Raw genomic sequence first — 14916 nt, 5'->3', positions numbered from 1 at the left:
TAATTTCTCCTTCTTTTGATAACAATTCAATAATGTTTTCCCTATAATAATTAGTAATAAATATATACTATTTACTCAACATATTACTATAGGAGAATCAGTTTTTGATAAAAAAGATAAGTTTTACTTTACTGACTAATTTTGTCTTCATGGTCACTATTTAAATAGTGGACCTTGCAATTAAAACTAAACAAATTTATAAGGGCCATAACATAATATACAGTATAAAAAGAAGTTATTGGGTTAATAAAAAAGTATAAGGGGTGTTGAATTTGAAAAAATCGTTATGGGGAATAATTGGAATATTAATTATGGTGGTAATGGCCTCAGGATGTGTAGGTACTGGATCTGGAAATGTAGTTAAAGAAAACAGGGATTTATCTGGTTTTAAAGAGATCAGTTTAAATGGAGACATTAACCTCATTTTAAAACAGGGCGATGTGGAATCTGTAGAAGTAGAAGCAGAAGATAATATTATATCCGACATAAAAACCCAGGTCACCGGTAATAAACTGATGATCAGTCATGAAGGGGCCTCTTCAATGATCCGCCCCACCAAGCCCATAAATGTCTATGTAACGGTTAAAGACATTAATTCTATTGAAATTTCTGGAAGCGGTAAAGTCGAAGGTTCAAATATTAATACTAACAATTTAGATTTGAGTATTAGTGGTTCAGGAACCAGTGCCATAGAAAATTTAACTGCAAATAATTTGAAAGCCAGTATTTCAGGATCTGGTAAAATTGAGTTGACTGGAAAAACCAGTAGTCAGAACATAAATATTGAGGGTTCTGGTGAATATAAAACCAAAAATCTGCAAAGTGAAAAAACGGTGATAACTATAGATGGTTCAGGTTCTGCTGAAGTTAATACTAGCCAAAACCTTGAAATAAATATTACTGGTAGTGGAAAAGTTTCATATTCAGGAAATCCAACAATTAAACAAAATATAAATGGACAAGGTGATGTTAAACAGATTTAATGAACACTAAATGAAAAGTTCACCAGAAATTTATATAACTACAATAGGATTCTTAATTAGTTGGGTTAATTGCACCATAATCCAACTTTTTAGAATACCAAACCATTTTTTTCCTTTTTTAATGTGGATATTGAAAAGTTAAGTTTTATTTTATATTTCCGAGATAAATTCTGCCAGCTGGTTTAGATTCCTAACTTCGAAAAATTGGCTCCAGCATCTTCATAATAAGATACACAGCTGTCTACTACATTCCACTTGTTTTTTGGCTCTGGATTCAGGATAAAAACTTTCCTAGACCTCTTTACCATGTCTTCAATTATATCTGCGCTTAATGGTTTTCCGTCTGATTTAGGGCCGGCCCAATCTCTGCAATCACTCAAAATTATAACATTGGACTTATTATTTAGATTAGTCTTTTCAACAAAGCTTTTGAATGATTGGTACATGTTGGAGGTTCCATGAATCATCAAGTTTTTCTGTCTTGATTCTCTAACCTTAATAAAAGCTGACAATAGGCTGGATTCACTTAATGCTGATGTTATCTCCACTGTTTTGTTATCATAATCAAAGACCCTTGCTTTGTGGAATGAATTTTGAGCACTGTATATTAAGAAAAAAAACCAGTTACTTATCCAGTCACAGGAGCCGCTTACGTCGTTTAGAAAGAAATGGTTGCTCTTTTTTATTCTAGGTTTGCTTTTCACCAGATCAATTAACGTACCACCATATTTCAAATTCTTCCTAATGGTTCTTCTAATATCTGGTTTCTTATTTTTCGATTGTTTAAGTCTTCTAACCCTTTTATTGGCAATTTTTCTTCCAAGTTTTTGGCATAAGTCATATAGTTCCGGTTGAAATGAAGTGAGGGTGGTTATATCCTGTTCCAGCAACTCCACATCTGTGGGTTCTGGATTAACATAATCATTGAGTGAGGGATTATAATCAATTTCATTAATTTTTACGTCTTTAATCTTAGTTTGAGTATCTTGAGTTTTCAAAGAAACCTTATACTTTTTTATAAAACGTTTTACCTTGGAATCATCGTCTTCTGATGATTTTTCATCTTTTTCATCATCTTGTGGGGTGCCTTCAACAAAGACTGAGTCAAATAACTTGTCAAATTTGTCTCTCTGCCTTTGATCTTTGATGTAGATAGAAGCCAGAGCCTCCCTTAACATGTTCTCACTATCATCAATGACTTTTGATGCTTCTAATGCTGTTTGGGTGCTTCTTATACTTGCAGGGATACCGTTTTTCCTCAAAAGTCCAGAAAATTCAACAATATTTTTCATAAAATTTCACTTAGACTGTAAATGGATTGAAAGTTTTATTTGAATATCTGCTTGGATACTTTTTCTTTATCTTCCTGATTTTTTACGATTACTCCCATAGTCCGGGTTAAAGTCTCATCATCCAGTTCATCTTTGTCAAAAGCTAAAAGTGTTTTTACCCAATCAATAGTGGCCCTTATAGACGGTTTTTTAAGTAAATTCAGGTCCCTGATTTTATGGATGATACTTACCACTTTTTCTATTAATTCATCGGAAGCACCAGGCACCTGTGATTTTACAATTTCTATTTCCCTCTCAAATGAAGGATAATCAATATATAAATATAAACAACGGTCTTTAGTTTCATCTAAAAGTATTCTCTGGGAATTGGAGGTCATCACCACCATTAAATCATTTTGCAGATCGAATGTACCTAGATCATTAACAGTTATCTGTTTTTCTCCCAGGGCCTGTAGAAGAAAACTTTCAACCTCCTCGTCTGCCTTATCAATTTCATCTATCAGGATTATAGACGGTTTTTTGTTGATAAAAGCCGATAATAATGGCCTTTTTATGAAAAATTGTTCATTAAAAACATCTTCATCTAAATCCTTTATCCGGGACATTTCAAGGTGAAGCAGCTGTTTCTGGTAATTCCACTCCCCTACAATTTGTTCAAATGTTATACCCTCATAACATTGTATCCTGTAAAAATCTCTGTCTAAAGCCTTTGAAATAGCTTTTGGGAGTTCAGTCTTACCAGTACCAGGAGGTCCTTCAATTAAAATCGGTTTTTGTAGTTTTAAAGATAAAAAAATAATGGTGGCAATTTTATCATCAGGTATATATCTATTTTTAGTTAATGCACCGCTTATCTCATCCAAATCTAATTCTACTGAATTCATAATTACTTTCCTTTAATGTTCAATACATAAGTTTTCAATGAATTTATTTTATTTTGACAACTATTTTAATGGATCAATTTTATTAAAACCTATCAATATGATATTCAAATTTTTAACCAACTAATAATTTTTTAATATTTCTTTATCTTCCCATAAAACATTTAAATGTCTTTTAATAATATATTACTGTAACAATAATATTTAACAGTTCAGAGCTGAATATAAAAAAGGTTTTGATGAACAATATTTAATTAATGGTGTGATATGCCTTATTTGATCTGTGAAAGTTGTAATGGATATTACCAGATCCAGGAAGGAGAATCAATAGAAGATTTTGATAGTTGTAATTGTGGTGGCCAGCTTATATACGTCGATAATCTGGAAGATTATTTTAACCGTGCTGTTGAATCAGATAATGACGTATATAATTATAATACTAAAAAATCCATTAAAAAAAAGTACATTTTGGTTTTATCCATTATTCTAGTTCCTACTTTAATATTTGCTTCTATGTATTCCAGTTTAGAATATAATTCTCATACTGAAATCATTGGCAGAGATGATATAGGTATCGTCACAAAAGAGGTATATTCCCCTGTAACTGCATTTTCTGGAGAAAAAAAGACAATCGTTCTGGTAACCGGTATCCATCCCCGTGAGAATTTATCAATTAAGGTTGTGGATAATTTAGTGAAAGATTTACATCTAACTTCCAATCAGGAACTGGTTCACTATTCCATAGATGTGAGAAAGAATCCACTGGATTACAATAAAGGTAGAAGTAATGGAGAACAGCTTGCAGCCAGATATATTTTACCAGACATATTAAAATCAGATTATGACCTGGTCATTGTTTGTCATGATCATGCACCTGGTTATGGGGAAGGATTTTATATAGCCACGCCTAAGATGGATGAATCTTCAGTATTGCTTGCAGAAAATGTGAATCGATCAATCTACGATTTTCGATATTATAAATCAAGTAACAGCAGTGAATCCAGCACATCTAATACCCTATTTACTAAACCTCTGGCTGTCAATGGATATAAAGCATTTGTATATGAGATGCCACACCTAACCAGTTATGTTAAAGCTTATAATATGACTGAAAATTTATTGTATGCATGTTTTCAGTTAATCTAACTTTAAAAGAAAGAAAATTATAATATTTAAGTAATACAAAATACTTTACAATAATATAGAAAAAAATTTAATGATTTTAGAGGTGGGTAAAAATATGTCTGAACCAAAACCAGAAGTTTGGAGAGTTTTATTAACTGTATTTTTAGGATTGGGATGGTTAGTATTTTTAAGTATATGGTTTTTCTTTTACATTACTAACTTCAGTTTTTTCCAGAATCTGGCCATTTTTATTATTTCCATAGTCATTGTCGGCGCAGTAACAGTACTACTATGGGTACCCTTTGGGATGAAATATGGAAAATAAAAGGGAATTTATTCCCTAAATTCTATTTTAATTTACTTATATAAACTAATCTAGGGGCTTTTAATACGGAAAAACTTAAAATTGCAGTTTGTCAGATGAAAGTTGTGGATAATAAAGATAAAAATATTAAAAAAGCCGTGCAAATGATAAAAAAAGCTGGAAAAAACAGTTCTGACATGGTAATTTTACCGGAAATGTTCAACTGTCCCTATGATAACCAGAAATTTGTAGAATATTCTGAAGAACAATCCAATAGTAAGACTCTAAAAAAAATTTCAGAGGTTGCAGGAGATTGTGGAGTTTATATAATCGCTGGATCTATACCTGAATCCCAAGGGGATCGTATTTATAATACTAGTTTTACTTTTAATCCAGAAGGCAAGGTTATAGCCGTCCACAGAAAGCTTCATCTGTTCGATATAAATATCCCTGGAAGTATATATTTTATGGAATCAGATACTCTTTCTGCTGGAGATAAAGTAACTGTTTTTGATAGTAAGTACGGTAAAATTGGAGTGGCAATCTGCTATGACCTTAGATTTCCAGAAATTTTCCGTTTAATGGCTCTAAATGGAGCTAATTTAATTATAGTACCTGGTGCATTTAATATGAAAACCGGCCCGGCCCACTGGGAAGTTCTCACCCGTTCTCGGGCAGTTGATAATCAGGTTTTTGTTGTAGCTGCCTCCCCTGCTAGAAACGAGGATTTATCCTATGTGGCTTATGGTAATTCTATGATTGTGGGTCCCTGGGGAGAGGTTATTACCTGTGCTGGAGAAGGAGAAGAAATAATCTACGCTGATTTAAAACTTTCTGAAGTGGAAAAAGTGCGCAGTGAACTTCCTCTACTGAAAAATCGTAGAACCGATATTTACGATGTTATAAAAAAGTAGTGAGTACCAATTCTAAATTATAAGAAATCATTAGGCAGAATAAGTAAAAATAAATTTCATTAAACTATAATATTTTAATTACTGATTGTAAGCGTAAAACAATGGAAATAGGGGATCATGCAATGAATAAAAAAAATAAGGAAAATATTCCCTCTGATATAAATTTTCTTCGTATTGTGTGGTGTGATAATGCCAACACGATACGAGGAAAATTAATCAACTTTAGATCATCAGATGAAACTGAGGTTTATACCAGCATATCTGAGGCACAACAGGCTGTACCGATAATGTATGACGGTCCTGTGCCAGAGGCAGGTTTAACTCCTGTCGGCGAAATTTATTTAAAAGGTGACCTGGAAAGTTTTGTTCCTTTAAGCTATGCCCCCGGGCAGGGCCGGGTAATGGGAGATATGTTTAAAAATTCAAGTGCTTGGGAATACTGTCCAAGAGGATTTTTAAAGAAAATGATTGATAAGGCAAATATAGAGGGTTTACAGGTTAAGGCATCATTTGAAAATGAGTTTTATCTACTGAAAAAGGAAAATAATGGACTGGAACCAGTAGAAAATACTTTATTTGCGTCAGTATATTCAATGGATATTAATTATGACGTCATAAACCACATCATAGACTCTTTGAATAAACAAGGGATAACTGTAGAACAGTATTATCCTGAATCTGGACCCGGACAGCAAGAAATCACCATTAAGTATGCTTATGCACTTGAAGCAGCTGATAATCAGATCGCTTTTCGAGAGACAGTCAAATCCATTGCTTATCAACACGGTTTAATTGCTTCCTTCCTTCCTAAAATTGATCTGAACCGGGCCGGTAGTGGGTGTCATCTCCACCTAAGTATCTGGAATGAGGGTAAAAATGTTCTTTATGATAAAAATACTGAATTAAAATTGTCTGATACTGCTCAGAGATTTATTGCAGGTATAATACATCACTTACCGTCGTTAATGGCCATAACCACACCCATCCCCAATTCTTATCATAGAATAGAGCCTCAAAGTTGGTGTGGTGCTTTTCAGTGTTGGGGTTTTGATAATAGGGAAGCAGCTATAAGGGTTGTAACTGAAGTAGATCAAACCATTAAGCATTTTGAAGTTAAGACTCTGGATGCATCATCAAATCCTTACCTGGCATTGGGTGCCATTATTGCCGCGGGTTTGGATGGAGTTGAAAATAAATTAGAACTGACAAAGCCGGTACAAGTTGACCCTGTTAATTTAAACAAAGATAATATTACAAATTCTGAGATTAAACCTCTTCCTTCCAGTCTAAAAGAAGCTATTACTCATTTTAAGAAAGATAAAATTATTATGGATGCAATGGGTGAAAATCTTTCAAAAGCATATCTTGCAGTTAAAAAGGCAGAATATGAATTCTTTAAGAATCTTAAATTTGAAGAAGAAGTGAATATATTACTTGACCGGTATTAATTGACGAGATAATAGTGATAGAGGTAATTATTTTAATTTTTATCATGGACGAACATATAACCATCCCCGGGCCTGTTTATGAACCAGCTCCCCTATACCTGACGTTACAATTACCACACCGTCAATCAAATCCTTTTCTTGGAGATTCATGGCTCGGGTGGTGTTACGGCAGGCAGCAAAAGTTACACCCATGTTGATTAATTTTTCAATCCGATTAGAATAGACGGAATTTTTTCTTAAGATGTTAACTCCACGGGCATATGTAACTAATTCAATTTCAACATCATCATGGCCCAGATCAGCTAAAAGATTTTCAAGATTATTGAAAGTGAGATTAGCACGATAATCTTCATCTTCATCTAAATGAAAAACCACTTGATATTTAATAAGTTATCCCCCTTGCTCATTTTTTAGAATCACTCTTAAATCATTTAATTAAAAAGTGAAATTTAGACTTAGTAGTTGTCTTTTAAATGAGTGGCCAGTAATCCTTTTTTAGAATCATCTTGGAGCACTGTTTTAACTTCTTTCCATACCTCGTTGCATTTATCGCCGCTTTTTTTACCTATTGCTTCTCTTATAAAGAGATCTACTGCTTTACGTTCTTCTTTATTTTGTGGCTCAATACCCAGATCTGATAGAAAACCCTTTAAATGCCGGATGTAACAACTCATTTAAAAAAACCCCCATTAATTTTTAATGATTATTTTTTACCTATCTTTTTTAATGCCTTGTTAGCTGCTTTTTTAAAGTCTTTGTCACCTTTTCTTCTGGCTTTTTTAATAGGGTCAATGGCCCGTTCATCTCCTAAATCACCAAGAGAACGAAGAGCAGCAAGCTGCACACCCCAATCCTCATCATTTAAAGCTTCAAATAATGGCTCGACAGCTCTTTTATCTCCTAACTCTCCAAGAGATCTGGCTGCAACTTTCCTAACACCCCAATCCTCATCATTTAAGGACTGTATTAGGTGATCTACCACATTGGCATCTCCAATCTTTTTAAGGGCAAAGGTAACAAATCTTTTAGATTCCCCTTCACATTCTTTTAAGGTCTTGATGAGAGGTTCAACTGCTGGTTCTCCCATACCTCCCAGGGATTCTGCAGCTTTAAATCTGACCTGGTGGTTTTCATCGTTTAGAACCGAGATTAATGGTTCAATAATTCTTTTGTCTTTAGTTTCACCTAACTTGTCAACAGATTCTTTTCTGACGTTACTATCTGGATTTTTAAGATTATTTATTAGGGTTTGAAGTTCATTATCATCTATAACCTTAGAATCACTCATTTTTACACCTTAATATCATATCTACTTTTATTCAAAACAGTAATCTAACAAAGATCAATTTTGAGTTCTATTTGTCTAATAGTTTGTCTTATATGAAATTTAATTATTTTGTTATATCAATTTTTATGGTGTTATAATATTGATCAATGTCCACTACAAAAAAATTTATCTTTATTAAATTTCTTCAGAAAAATATCTATCACCAATAACTTATAACAATAATAATAAATCAACTTATCAAATAAAATTAGGAAAAGTTATGAAAGATGAAATATATAATGCCAAGATTATTGATTTGGCCATTTTAATTGAAAATAATTTAATTATTTCTGATCTACACTTAGGATATGAACAGGCCTTAAATGCTGAAGGTGTAATGGTTCCAAAATTTCAGTACGAGAAAATTATAACTCGTTTAGAAGAGATATTTAGCCGTATAAATCTGGAAAAGGTAAATACCATTATTATAAATGGTGACTTAAAGCATGAGTTTGGTAAGATAAGTAAGCAGGAATGGAAAGAAGTATTGAATTTCCTCGAGTTTTTGAAAAAGAATTTCCGGGAAATAATTTTAATAAAAGGGAATCACGACAATTTTACCCGATTCATAGCCAAAAAATGCGATCTTGAAGTTCATGAGACTTATTCTATTGGAAATTACGTGTTGATGCACGGTCATAAACTGCCTCCAAATCCAGAAGAATTCGAAGATTTTATTATAATCATAGGTCATGAACATCCATGTATCGGCCTTAGAAGTGGAGAGCGTTTAGAGAAGATCAAGTGCTTCCTGAAGGGTGAGTGGAAGGAAATAAAACTGATTGTAATGCCTTCATTTAATTTTGTAACCGAAGGATCAGACATATTGCATGAAAAACTACTTTCTCCTTTTTTAGATTTAAAATCAATGCAAGAATTTGAGGTTTTTGCCGTTGAAAACTTTGAAATATTTCATTTCAATAAAATAAAAGATATATTATCATTTAATGACGATTTTTACCCATAATACTCCTTAAGATCCTGATTATTTTTGTAAATGATAAAGAAAATTTGAATAAAAAAACTTACATAATCGATGGAAATGATAGAAAAACAGACAAAAAAGTACTCAGATAAGGAAATCTATGAAATATTACATCCTTGGGTTGAAAAATGGTTTAAAGATAATTTTGAAACCTTTTCAGAATCACAGAAATATGCCATTCCCCACATTCACAGTAACGAAAACACCTTAATTTCATCCCCCACTGGTTCCGGAAAAACACTGACCGCCTTTTTATCCATTATAAGTGAATTAACAACTCTGGCAGAAAAAGAAAAATTAGAAGACAAGGTTTACTGTATCTATATCTCTCCACTTAAAGCTCTGGATAATGATATTGAAAAGAACCTGGAAAAACCATTATCTGAAATTGAAGAAATCTCTGGAAGGGAATTGGGAATCAGAAAAGCGGTTCGTACTGGTGATACCACTCAGTACCAGAGATCATTAATGCTTAAAAAGCCACCCCACATTTTAATTACCACCCCAGAATCTCTTTCTATCCTTTTATGTGCTCCTAAATTCCGGGATAAATTAAAAGATGTTAAATACGTGATTGTAGACGAAATACATTCCCTGGCAGATAACAAGAGGGGAGTGCACTTAAGTTTGAGCCTGGAGAGACTTCAAAATCTTGCCGGAAGGTTCACCCGCATTGGCCTCAGTGCCACGGTACATCCCCTTGAAAAGATTGCCCAGTTTTTGGTAGGATATGATTATGGTAAGGTGCGTAAATGCAAAATTGTGGATGTTAATTACCTAAAAAAGCTGGACATGAAAGTTCTAACGCCTGTAAAGGACATTATTGAATCTGATCCTAATGAAACCAACATTGCTATGTATAATCTTTTAGATGATCTAATAAGCAGTCACAAGACCACTTTAATATTTACTAACACCCGTAGTGGAACAGAAAGCGTTTCTTTTAATCTTAAAAATAGATTTGAGGATAGATACAATGATGAAAATGTAATGGCCCATCATTCATCCCTTTCCAAGGAACTGCGTTTGGAAGCAGAAAATAAATTAAAAAAAGGTGAGCTGAAGGTGGTTGTTTCATCAACTTCTCTGGAGTTAGGAATAGATATAGGTTACATTGACCTGGTAATTCTTTTAAGTTCGCCTAAATCAGTTTCAAGGGCCTTACAGCGTATTGGGAGAAGTGGACACCGGCTTCATGATAAATCTAAGGGCCGTTTAATTGTGGTTGACCGTGATGATCTGGTGGAATGTTCCCTCATCCTTAAAAATGCATTGGAAGGAAAAATTGATGAGATCAATATTCCCCAAAACTGTCTGGATGTTCTCTCCCAGCACATTTACGGCATGGCCATCGAGGACAAATGGGATATAGACAATGCATTTTACCTAATAAAGAGCAGTTATTGTTTTAGAAATTTAACTGAAAATGATTATCTAAGTGTCTTGAGTTACCTTGCCGGGGAATACACCAGTCTGGAGGATAGATATGTATACGCCAAGATCTGGGTTGATTATGATCAGAACATGTTTGGAAAAAGGGGAAAATTGGCCAGGATGCTTTATTCTACCAACATCGGTACTATTCCTGATCGATCAGCTGCAGTAGTTAAGTGGAAGGACCAGATTGTAGGTCGCGTCGAGGAAGATTTCATGGAAAAACTCAGGAAAGGTGACACCTTTGTTCTGGGAGGGCGGATTTATCGTTTCAACTATGCCCGGGGCATGGTGGTAAATGTTACCCCTTCATCTGGACCTCCCACCATACCTTCCTGGTTTTCCGAACAATTGCCTCTAGCATTTGATTTAGCAGTGTCAATACAAAGATTTAGATCAATTATGGAAGGTAAATTTAGATATGGGCGAACTAAAGAAGAAATAATAGATTTTATCCATGAATACCTTTATGTTGATTTCAACTCAGCCAACTCCATTTATAATTATTTCCAGGAACAGTACTTGTATGCCCAGATCCCCAGCCTTAAAAATTTGCTTATTGAATTTTACACTGGATTCGGTAACCGGAAATTCGTGGTTTTCCACACACTCTTTGGTAGAAGGGTGAACGATGCATTGTCTAGAGCTGTAGCTTACATTATCGCCCGAAAATACAGGAGAGATGTGATGATATCTGTATCAGATAATGGATTTTATCTCAGCTCTGAAGGGAAAATTGGTGGTCTTGAATCATTCAGTGAACTCAGCTCAGAAAATATAGAAGAAATACTGACTGAAGCCATTGATAAGACTGAAACACTTGCAGGACGGTTTCGGCATTGTGCTGGAAGATCTCTAATGATTCTACGACGCTATAAAGGTAAAGAAAAAAGTGTATCCAAACAACAAGTTAAAGGGAAGATATTATTGAGTTTTATTAAAGAGATTGATAAAAATTTTTCAATTCTAAAGGAAGCTCGAAGAGAGGTTATGGAAGATTATATGGATGTTAAAAATGCTAAAAAAGTATTGGAATTAATAGAAACTGGTAAAATGGAGATCAACCAGATTGATACCAAAATACCTTCCCCGTTTGCCTTTAATCTGGTGGCCCAGAGTTACCTGGATGTTTTAAAATATGAAGAACGAATGGAATTTATAAAAAGGATGCATCAAGCTATTATCAATGAAATATCAACAAAAAATCCCTAAATTTCAAATTAATAGAACATTTTAGAGAGGAGTAAGATGAAAAAAGATGATTTCTATTTTATGGACGAGGCTATAAAAGAATCTGAATTAGGACTGAAAAATGGTGGAATTCCAATTGGCTCTGTACTGGTTAAAAATAGTCAAATTATTGGTAGGGGACACAATAGACGTGTTCAAAATAGTTCTGTTATATTACATGCAGAAATGAGTTGTTTTGAAAATGCTGGAAGGTTGAAAGCAGAGGATTATCAACAATGCACATTGTACAGCACTTTATCTCCTTGTGAAATGTGTTCCGGGGCCATATTATTATATAAGATTCCAAAAGTGGTTATTGGCGAAAATGAAAATTTTAGGGGTCCTGAGGATTATTTAAAAGGAAATGGTGTAAATTTAGTAAACCTGGACCTTGAATATTGTAAATTGATGCTGGGCAATTTTATCCAGGAAAATCCTAGATTATGGCAAGAAGATATTTGTATAGAGAAAAAAAAATTTTAAACGAATAAAAAAATTAAATTTATTCGATTACAAAACAGCAGTGATCATCGCCCATGGCATAACACTTGGTTTCATCAACAAGAACATTATTTTTGAAATATTCCGTGAAAAGAGCTTTTAATATTCCTGCATCAAAACTACATGCAGGTTTACCCAGGTTAGGAAGTCCTCTGCACTCAAAACAATCATATACATTGATTTCTAACGGTTTAATATTTTTAACTTCCACTCTACCTAATTTATGATCATCCCAAAATGTGGCAATATTCCCTAAAAATTGGTCTAATTTTTCATCTGCCAGTTGTGGGTATAGTTCTTTTCCTACTCTTATTCCTGCGTCATGAAGTATGGGATCAATATTGATCCCTTGACTGATCAAACCCATCCTGATGGTTTTAAACATTAGTCTAAAAAATTCGAATGGATCGCCGTCTTTGGATAGATAACTGGATACATAGTTTTCAATTTCGTCTTTAAATGGATTTACTTGGGATAATTCTCCTAAATATTCTGATTTTATATAAAAAATCTTTTTCCTAGCATCTTTAGGGTCTTTTTTTGAATCAATTATTCCATCTTCTACCAATTTTTTTAGATGGCTAGAAACTGTTGACTTGACTTTACCCGAATTGGACACAATTTGATCAAAGCTTAATTCATTATTTTTAAGCATTGATAAAATTTTAAGTCTCATAGGACTTTTTATAGCGACTATCCCTGTTGATGAAGCAAATAATTCTATTTGGGTATTATTAGCATATTTTTCGTTATTAGAACTATTCATGAAGAATCTCTCTTAGTTATCTCTCTTAGTTAAAATTTTTTTATTAAATTATGATCTTGAAAACATATAAATACTATTGTTCGATCCAGATAGAATGTTCATAATCAGCCGAACAAAATAAGCATAATTTATAAATAATGCTGTTAACATAATAAGAATGTTCGAGATAAGTCGAACAACAAAGCCGATAAACCAAAAATTATTTATAGTATTGTTCGAAGATAATAGAATGTTCGAGATGATTCGAACAATTAACATCTTGGATATCCAAATTAATTCGTTGAAAAATTAAAAAGGGAGAGATATTATGAATAAAGAAGGATTAGACATGTTTTGTTACCAGTGCTCCCAAACTGCAAGAGGCACTGGATGTACCATTAGAGGTGTATGTGGAAAAGTACCAACCGTGGCTCGCATGCAGGATAACCTGTTATTTGCCATAAAAGGAATATCAGCATACCTGTACCACGCCCGAGAATTAGGATATAGTGACCCAGAAATAGATGCCTTTCTGGAAAAAGGATTTTATTCAACATTAACTAATGTAAACTTCGACCCGCAAAAATTTGTAGAACTGGCCCTTGAAGCAGGAAGAATGAACATAAAAACCATGCAACTTCTAAAAAAAGCACACATCGAAACTTATGGCGAGCCAGTTCCAACTGAAGTACCAGTAGGTGCAGTAAAAGGCCCTGGAATAATAGCCACCGGACACAGCCTAAAAGCATTGGAAGAACTTCTAAAACAGACCGAGGGAAAAGGAATAAATGTTTACACTCATTCAGAACTATTACCTGCCCACGGATATCCTGAACTGAAAAAGTACAAACACTTGGTAGGGCAGTTAGGAGGACCCTGGTTTGATCAAAGAGAAACCTTCTCTAAATATCCTGTAGCAATACTTGGAACATCAAACTGCGTATTAATACCAAAAAGTGAATACGAAGATAGAATGTTTACCAGCGGCGTAGCTGAATTACCAGGAGTTCAACACCTAGAAGATTATGATTTTACACCAGTAATAGAAAAAGCGCTGGAACTGGGAGACCTGGAAGAAGAACCTCGAGATACAGTTTTAACTACTGGATTTGGAGCATCAACCATACTATCTTTAGCACCTAAAATTAAAGAATTAGTAGAAGCTGGAAAAATAAAAAGATTCATTTTAGTAGGTGGATGCGACTCCCCTCACCCTAATGCCAAATACTACACTGAATTTGTAGAAAACTTACCCCAAGATGTTGTGGTCCTAACCTTAGCCTGTGGTAAGTACCGTTTCAATGACCTTGATCTTGGAGATATAGAAGGAGTACCACGACTAATCGATGTGGGACAATGTAACGATGCCATTGTTGCAGTTGATGTGGCCGTGGCTTTAACTGAATTATTCGGCGTAGAATTAAATGAACTACCATTAACCATAGTATGCAGCTGGATGGAACAAAAAGCAGTAGCTATATTATGGAGTCTGCTGGCCTTAGATCTGAAAGGAATCTATCTTGGCCCAATACTCCCAGGATGGGCTAATGACGACATATTGAAGGTATTGGTTGAAAACTATGATTTAAAAGCAATCGGCGATCCTAAAGAAGATATTAAAGAAATAATGGGAAGTTAGTTAAATAAACAAATCCGAAAAAAAAGGTATTTCTCCAAAAGGCATACCACCTTTTTCATTTTTTAAACAAAATTTTTAGGGCATAACATTATACTATGTTGAATCTAA

The 14916-nt window shown here is 33.9% G+C and carries 14 protein-coding genes and 1 pseudogene; 9 read left to right on the top strand and 6 right to left on the bottom strand.

Annotation, left to right across the window (positions count from 1 at the left end; all coding sequences use genetic code 11):
- The first annotated feature begins 272 nt into the window (after positions 1-272).
- The gene (locus CIT01_08050) at positions 273-983 is read left to right on the top strand and encodes a hypothetical protein (GenBank protein ID AXV38151.1); all 711 of its coding nucleotides are present in this window, start codon (positions 273-275) and stop codon (positions 981-983) included.
- 150 nt (positions 984-1133) lie between these two features.
- Here CIT01_08050 and CIT01_08045 read toward each other — a convergent pair.
- Both CIT01_08045 and CIT01_08040 read right to left on the bottom strand, forming a co-directional pair.
- Positions 1134-2275 (bottom strand): annotated as a pseudogene (locus tag CIT01_08045) (VWA containing CoxE family protein).
- A 35-nt stretch (positions 2276-2310) separates the two neighbouring features.
- Positions 2311-3159, bottom strand: coding sequence for an AAA family ATPase (locus tag CIT01_08040; GenBank protein AXV38150.1), 849 nt, complete (start codon positions 3157-3159; stop codon positions 2311-2313).
- 264 nt (positions 3160-3423) lie between these two features.
- On the opposite strand from CIT01_08040, the gene CIT01_08035 reads away from it, so the two are divergent.
- The 4 genes from CIT01_08035 (at position 3424) to CIT01_08020 (ending at position 6947) form a co-directional block, all read left to right on the top strand.
- Complete coding sequence (locus CIT01_08035; protein ID AXV38149.1) at positions 3424-4302, top strand: hypothetical protein; 879 nt, start codon at positions 3424-3426, stop codon at positions 4300-4302.
- Between the two features lie 94 nt (positions 4303-4396).
- Positions 4397-4606 carry a hypothetical protein gene (locus CIT01_08030; GenBank protein AXV38148.1) on the top strand — a complete coding sequence of 70 codons (210 nt, stop codon included), beginning with the start codon at positions 4397-4399 and terminating at the stop codon, positions 4604-4606.
- A gap of 95 nt (positions 4607-4701) precedes the next feature.
- Complete coding sequence (locus CIT01_08025) at positions 4702-5499, top strand: carbon-nitrogen hydrolase (protein ID AXV38147.1); 798 nt, start codon at positions 4702-4704, stop codon at positions 5497-5499.
- Positions 5500-5606: 107 nt separating this feature from the next.
- Positions 5607-6947, top strand: coding sequence for a glutamine synthetase (locus CIT01_08020; GenBank protein ID AXV38765.1), 1341 nt, complete (start codon positions 5607-5609; stop codon positions 6945-6947).
- 42 nt (positions 6948-6989) lie between these two features.
- Here the strand turns inward: CIT01_08020 and CIT01_08015 are convergent, their stop codons facing one another.
- From CIT01_08015 to CIT01_08005, 3 genes are all read right to left on the bottom strand, one after another.
- On the bottom strand, positions 6990-7334 hold the full coding sequence (locus CIT01_08015; GenBank protein ID AXV38146.1) for a hypothetical protein: 345 nt from the start codon (positions 7332-7334) through the stop codon (positions 6990-6992).
- Positions 7335-7402: 68 nt separating this feature from the next.
- Positions 7403-7621: a hypothetical protein gene (locus CIT01_08010; protein AXV38145.1), complete on the bottom strand. Its 219-nt coding sequence runs from the start codon at positions 7619-7621 to the stop codon at positions 7403-7405.
- Between the two features lie 29 nt (positions 7622-7650).
- The gene (locus tag CIT01_08005; protein ID AXV38144.1) at positions 7651-8235 is read right to left on the bottom strand and encodes a PBS lyase; all 585 of its coding nucleotides are present in this window, start codon (positions 8233-8235) and stop codon (positions 7651-7653) included.
- Between the two features lie 259 nt (positions 8236-8494).
- Between CIT01_08005 and CIT01_08000 the strand changes: the two genes are divergently transcribed.
- From CIT01_08000 to CIT01_07990, 3 genes are all read left to right on the top strand, one after another.
- A complete protein-coding gene (locus CIT01_08000; protein ID AXV38143.1) occupies positions 8495-9241 on the top strand; it encodes a phosphoesterase in 747 nt (248 codons plus the stop codon).
- 75 nt (positions 9242-9316) lie between these two features.
- Positions 9317-11905, top strand: coding sequence for an ATP-dependent helicase (locus CIT01_07995; GenBank protein ID AXV38142.1), 2589 nt, complete (start codon positions 9317-9319; stop codon positions 11903-11905).
- A 36-nt stretch (positions 11906-11941) separates the two neighbouring features.
- A complete protein-coding gene (locus CIT01_07990; protein ID AXV38141.1) occupies positions 11942-12406 on the top strand; it encodes a tRNA-specific adenosine deaminase in 465 nt (154 codons plus the stop codon).
- Positions 12407-12425: 19 nt separating this feature from the next.
- Here CIT01_07990 and CIT01_07985 read toward each other — a convergent pair whose 3' ends face one another.
- The gene (locus CIT01_07985; protein ID AXV38140.1) at positions 12426-13190 is read right to left on the bottom strand and encodes a 4-vinyl reductase; all 765 of its coding nucleotides are present in this window, start codon (positions 13188-13190) and stop codon (positions 12426-12428) included.
- Between the two features lie 328 nt (positions 13191-13518).
- On the opposite strand from CIT01_07985, the gene hcp reads away from it, so the two are divergent.
- Positions 13519-14808: a hydroxylamine reductase gene (gene hcp / locus CIT01_07980; GenBank protein ID AXV38764.1), complete on the top strand. Its 1290-nt coding sequence runs from the start codon at positions 13519-13521 to the stop codon at positions 14806-14808.
- Positions 14809-14916 lie beyond the last annotated feature (108 nt).

Origin of the sequence: Methanobacterium sp. BRmetb2 (assembly GCA_003491285.1) — an archaeon.
Classification (GTDB): domain Archaea; phylum Methanobacteriota; class Methanobacteria; order Methanobacteriales; family Methanobacteriaceae; genus UBA117.
This window is presented reverse-complemented; position numbering and strand designations above follow the sequence as displayed.

Coding starts and splice junctions, on each gene's coding strand:
- CIT01_08040 (AXV38150.1), bottom strand. CDS start 3,159: ATGAATTCAGTAGAATTAGATTTGGATGAGATAAGCGGTGCATTAACT.
- CIT01_08035 (AXV38149.1), top strand. CDS start 3,424: ATGCCTTATTTGATCTGTGAAAGTTGTAATGGATATTACCAGATCCAG.
- CIT01_08030 (AXV38148.1), top strand. CDS start 4,397: ATGTCTGAACCAAAACCAGAAGTTTGGAGAGTTTTATTAACTGTATTT.
- CIT01_08025 (AXV38147.1), top strand. CDS start 4,702: ATGAAAGTTGTGGATAATAAAGATAAAAATATTAAAAAAGCCGTGCAA.
- CIT01_08010 (AXV38145.1), bottom strand. CDS start 7,621: ATGAGTTGTTACATCCGGCATTTAAAGGGTTTTCTATCAGATCTGGGT.
- CIT01_08005 (AXV38144.1), bottom strand. CDS start 8,235: ATGAGTGATTCTAAGGTTATAGATGATAATGAACTTCAAACCCTAATA.
- CIT01_08000 (AXV38143.1), top strand. CDS start 8,495: ATGAAAGATGAAATATATAATGCCAAGATTATTGATTTGGCCATTTTA.
- CIT01_07995 (AXV38142.1), top strand. CDS start 9,317: ATGATAGAAAAACAGACAAAAAAGTACTCAGATAAGGAAATCTATGAA.
- CIT01_07990 (AXV38141.1), top strand. CDS start 11,942: ATGAAAAAAGATGATTTCTATTTTATGGACGAGGCTATAAAAGAATCT.
- CIT01_07985 (AXV38140.1), bottom strand. CDS start 13,190: ATGAATAGTTCTAATAACGAAAAATATGCTAATAATACCCAAATAGAA.
- hcp (AXV38764.1), top strand. CDS start 13,519: ATGTTTTGTTACCAGTGCTCCCAAACTGCAAGAGGCACTGGATGTACC.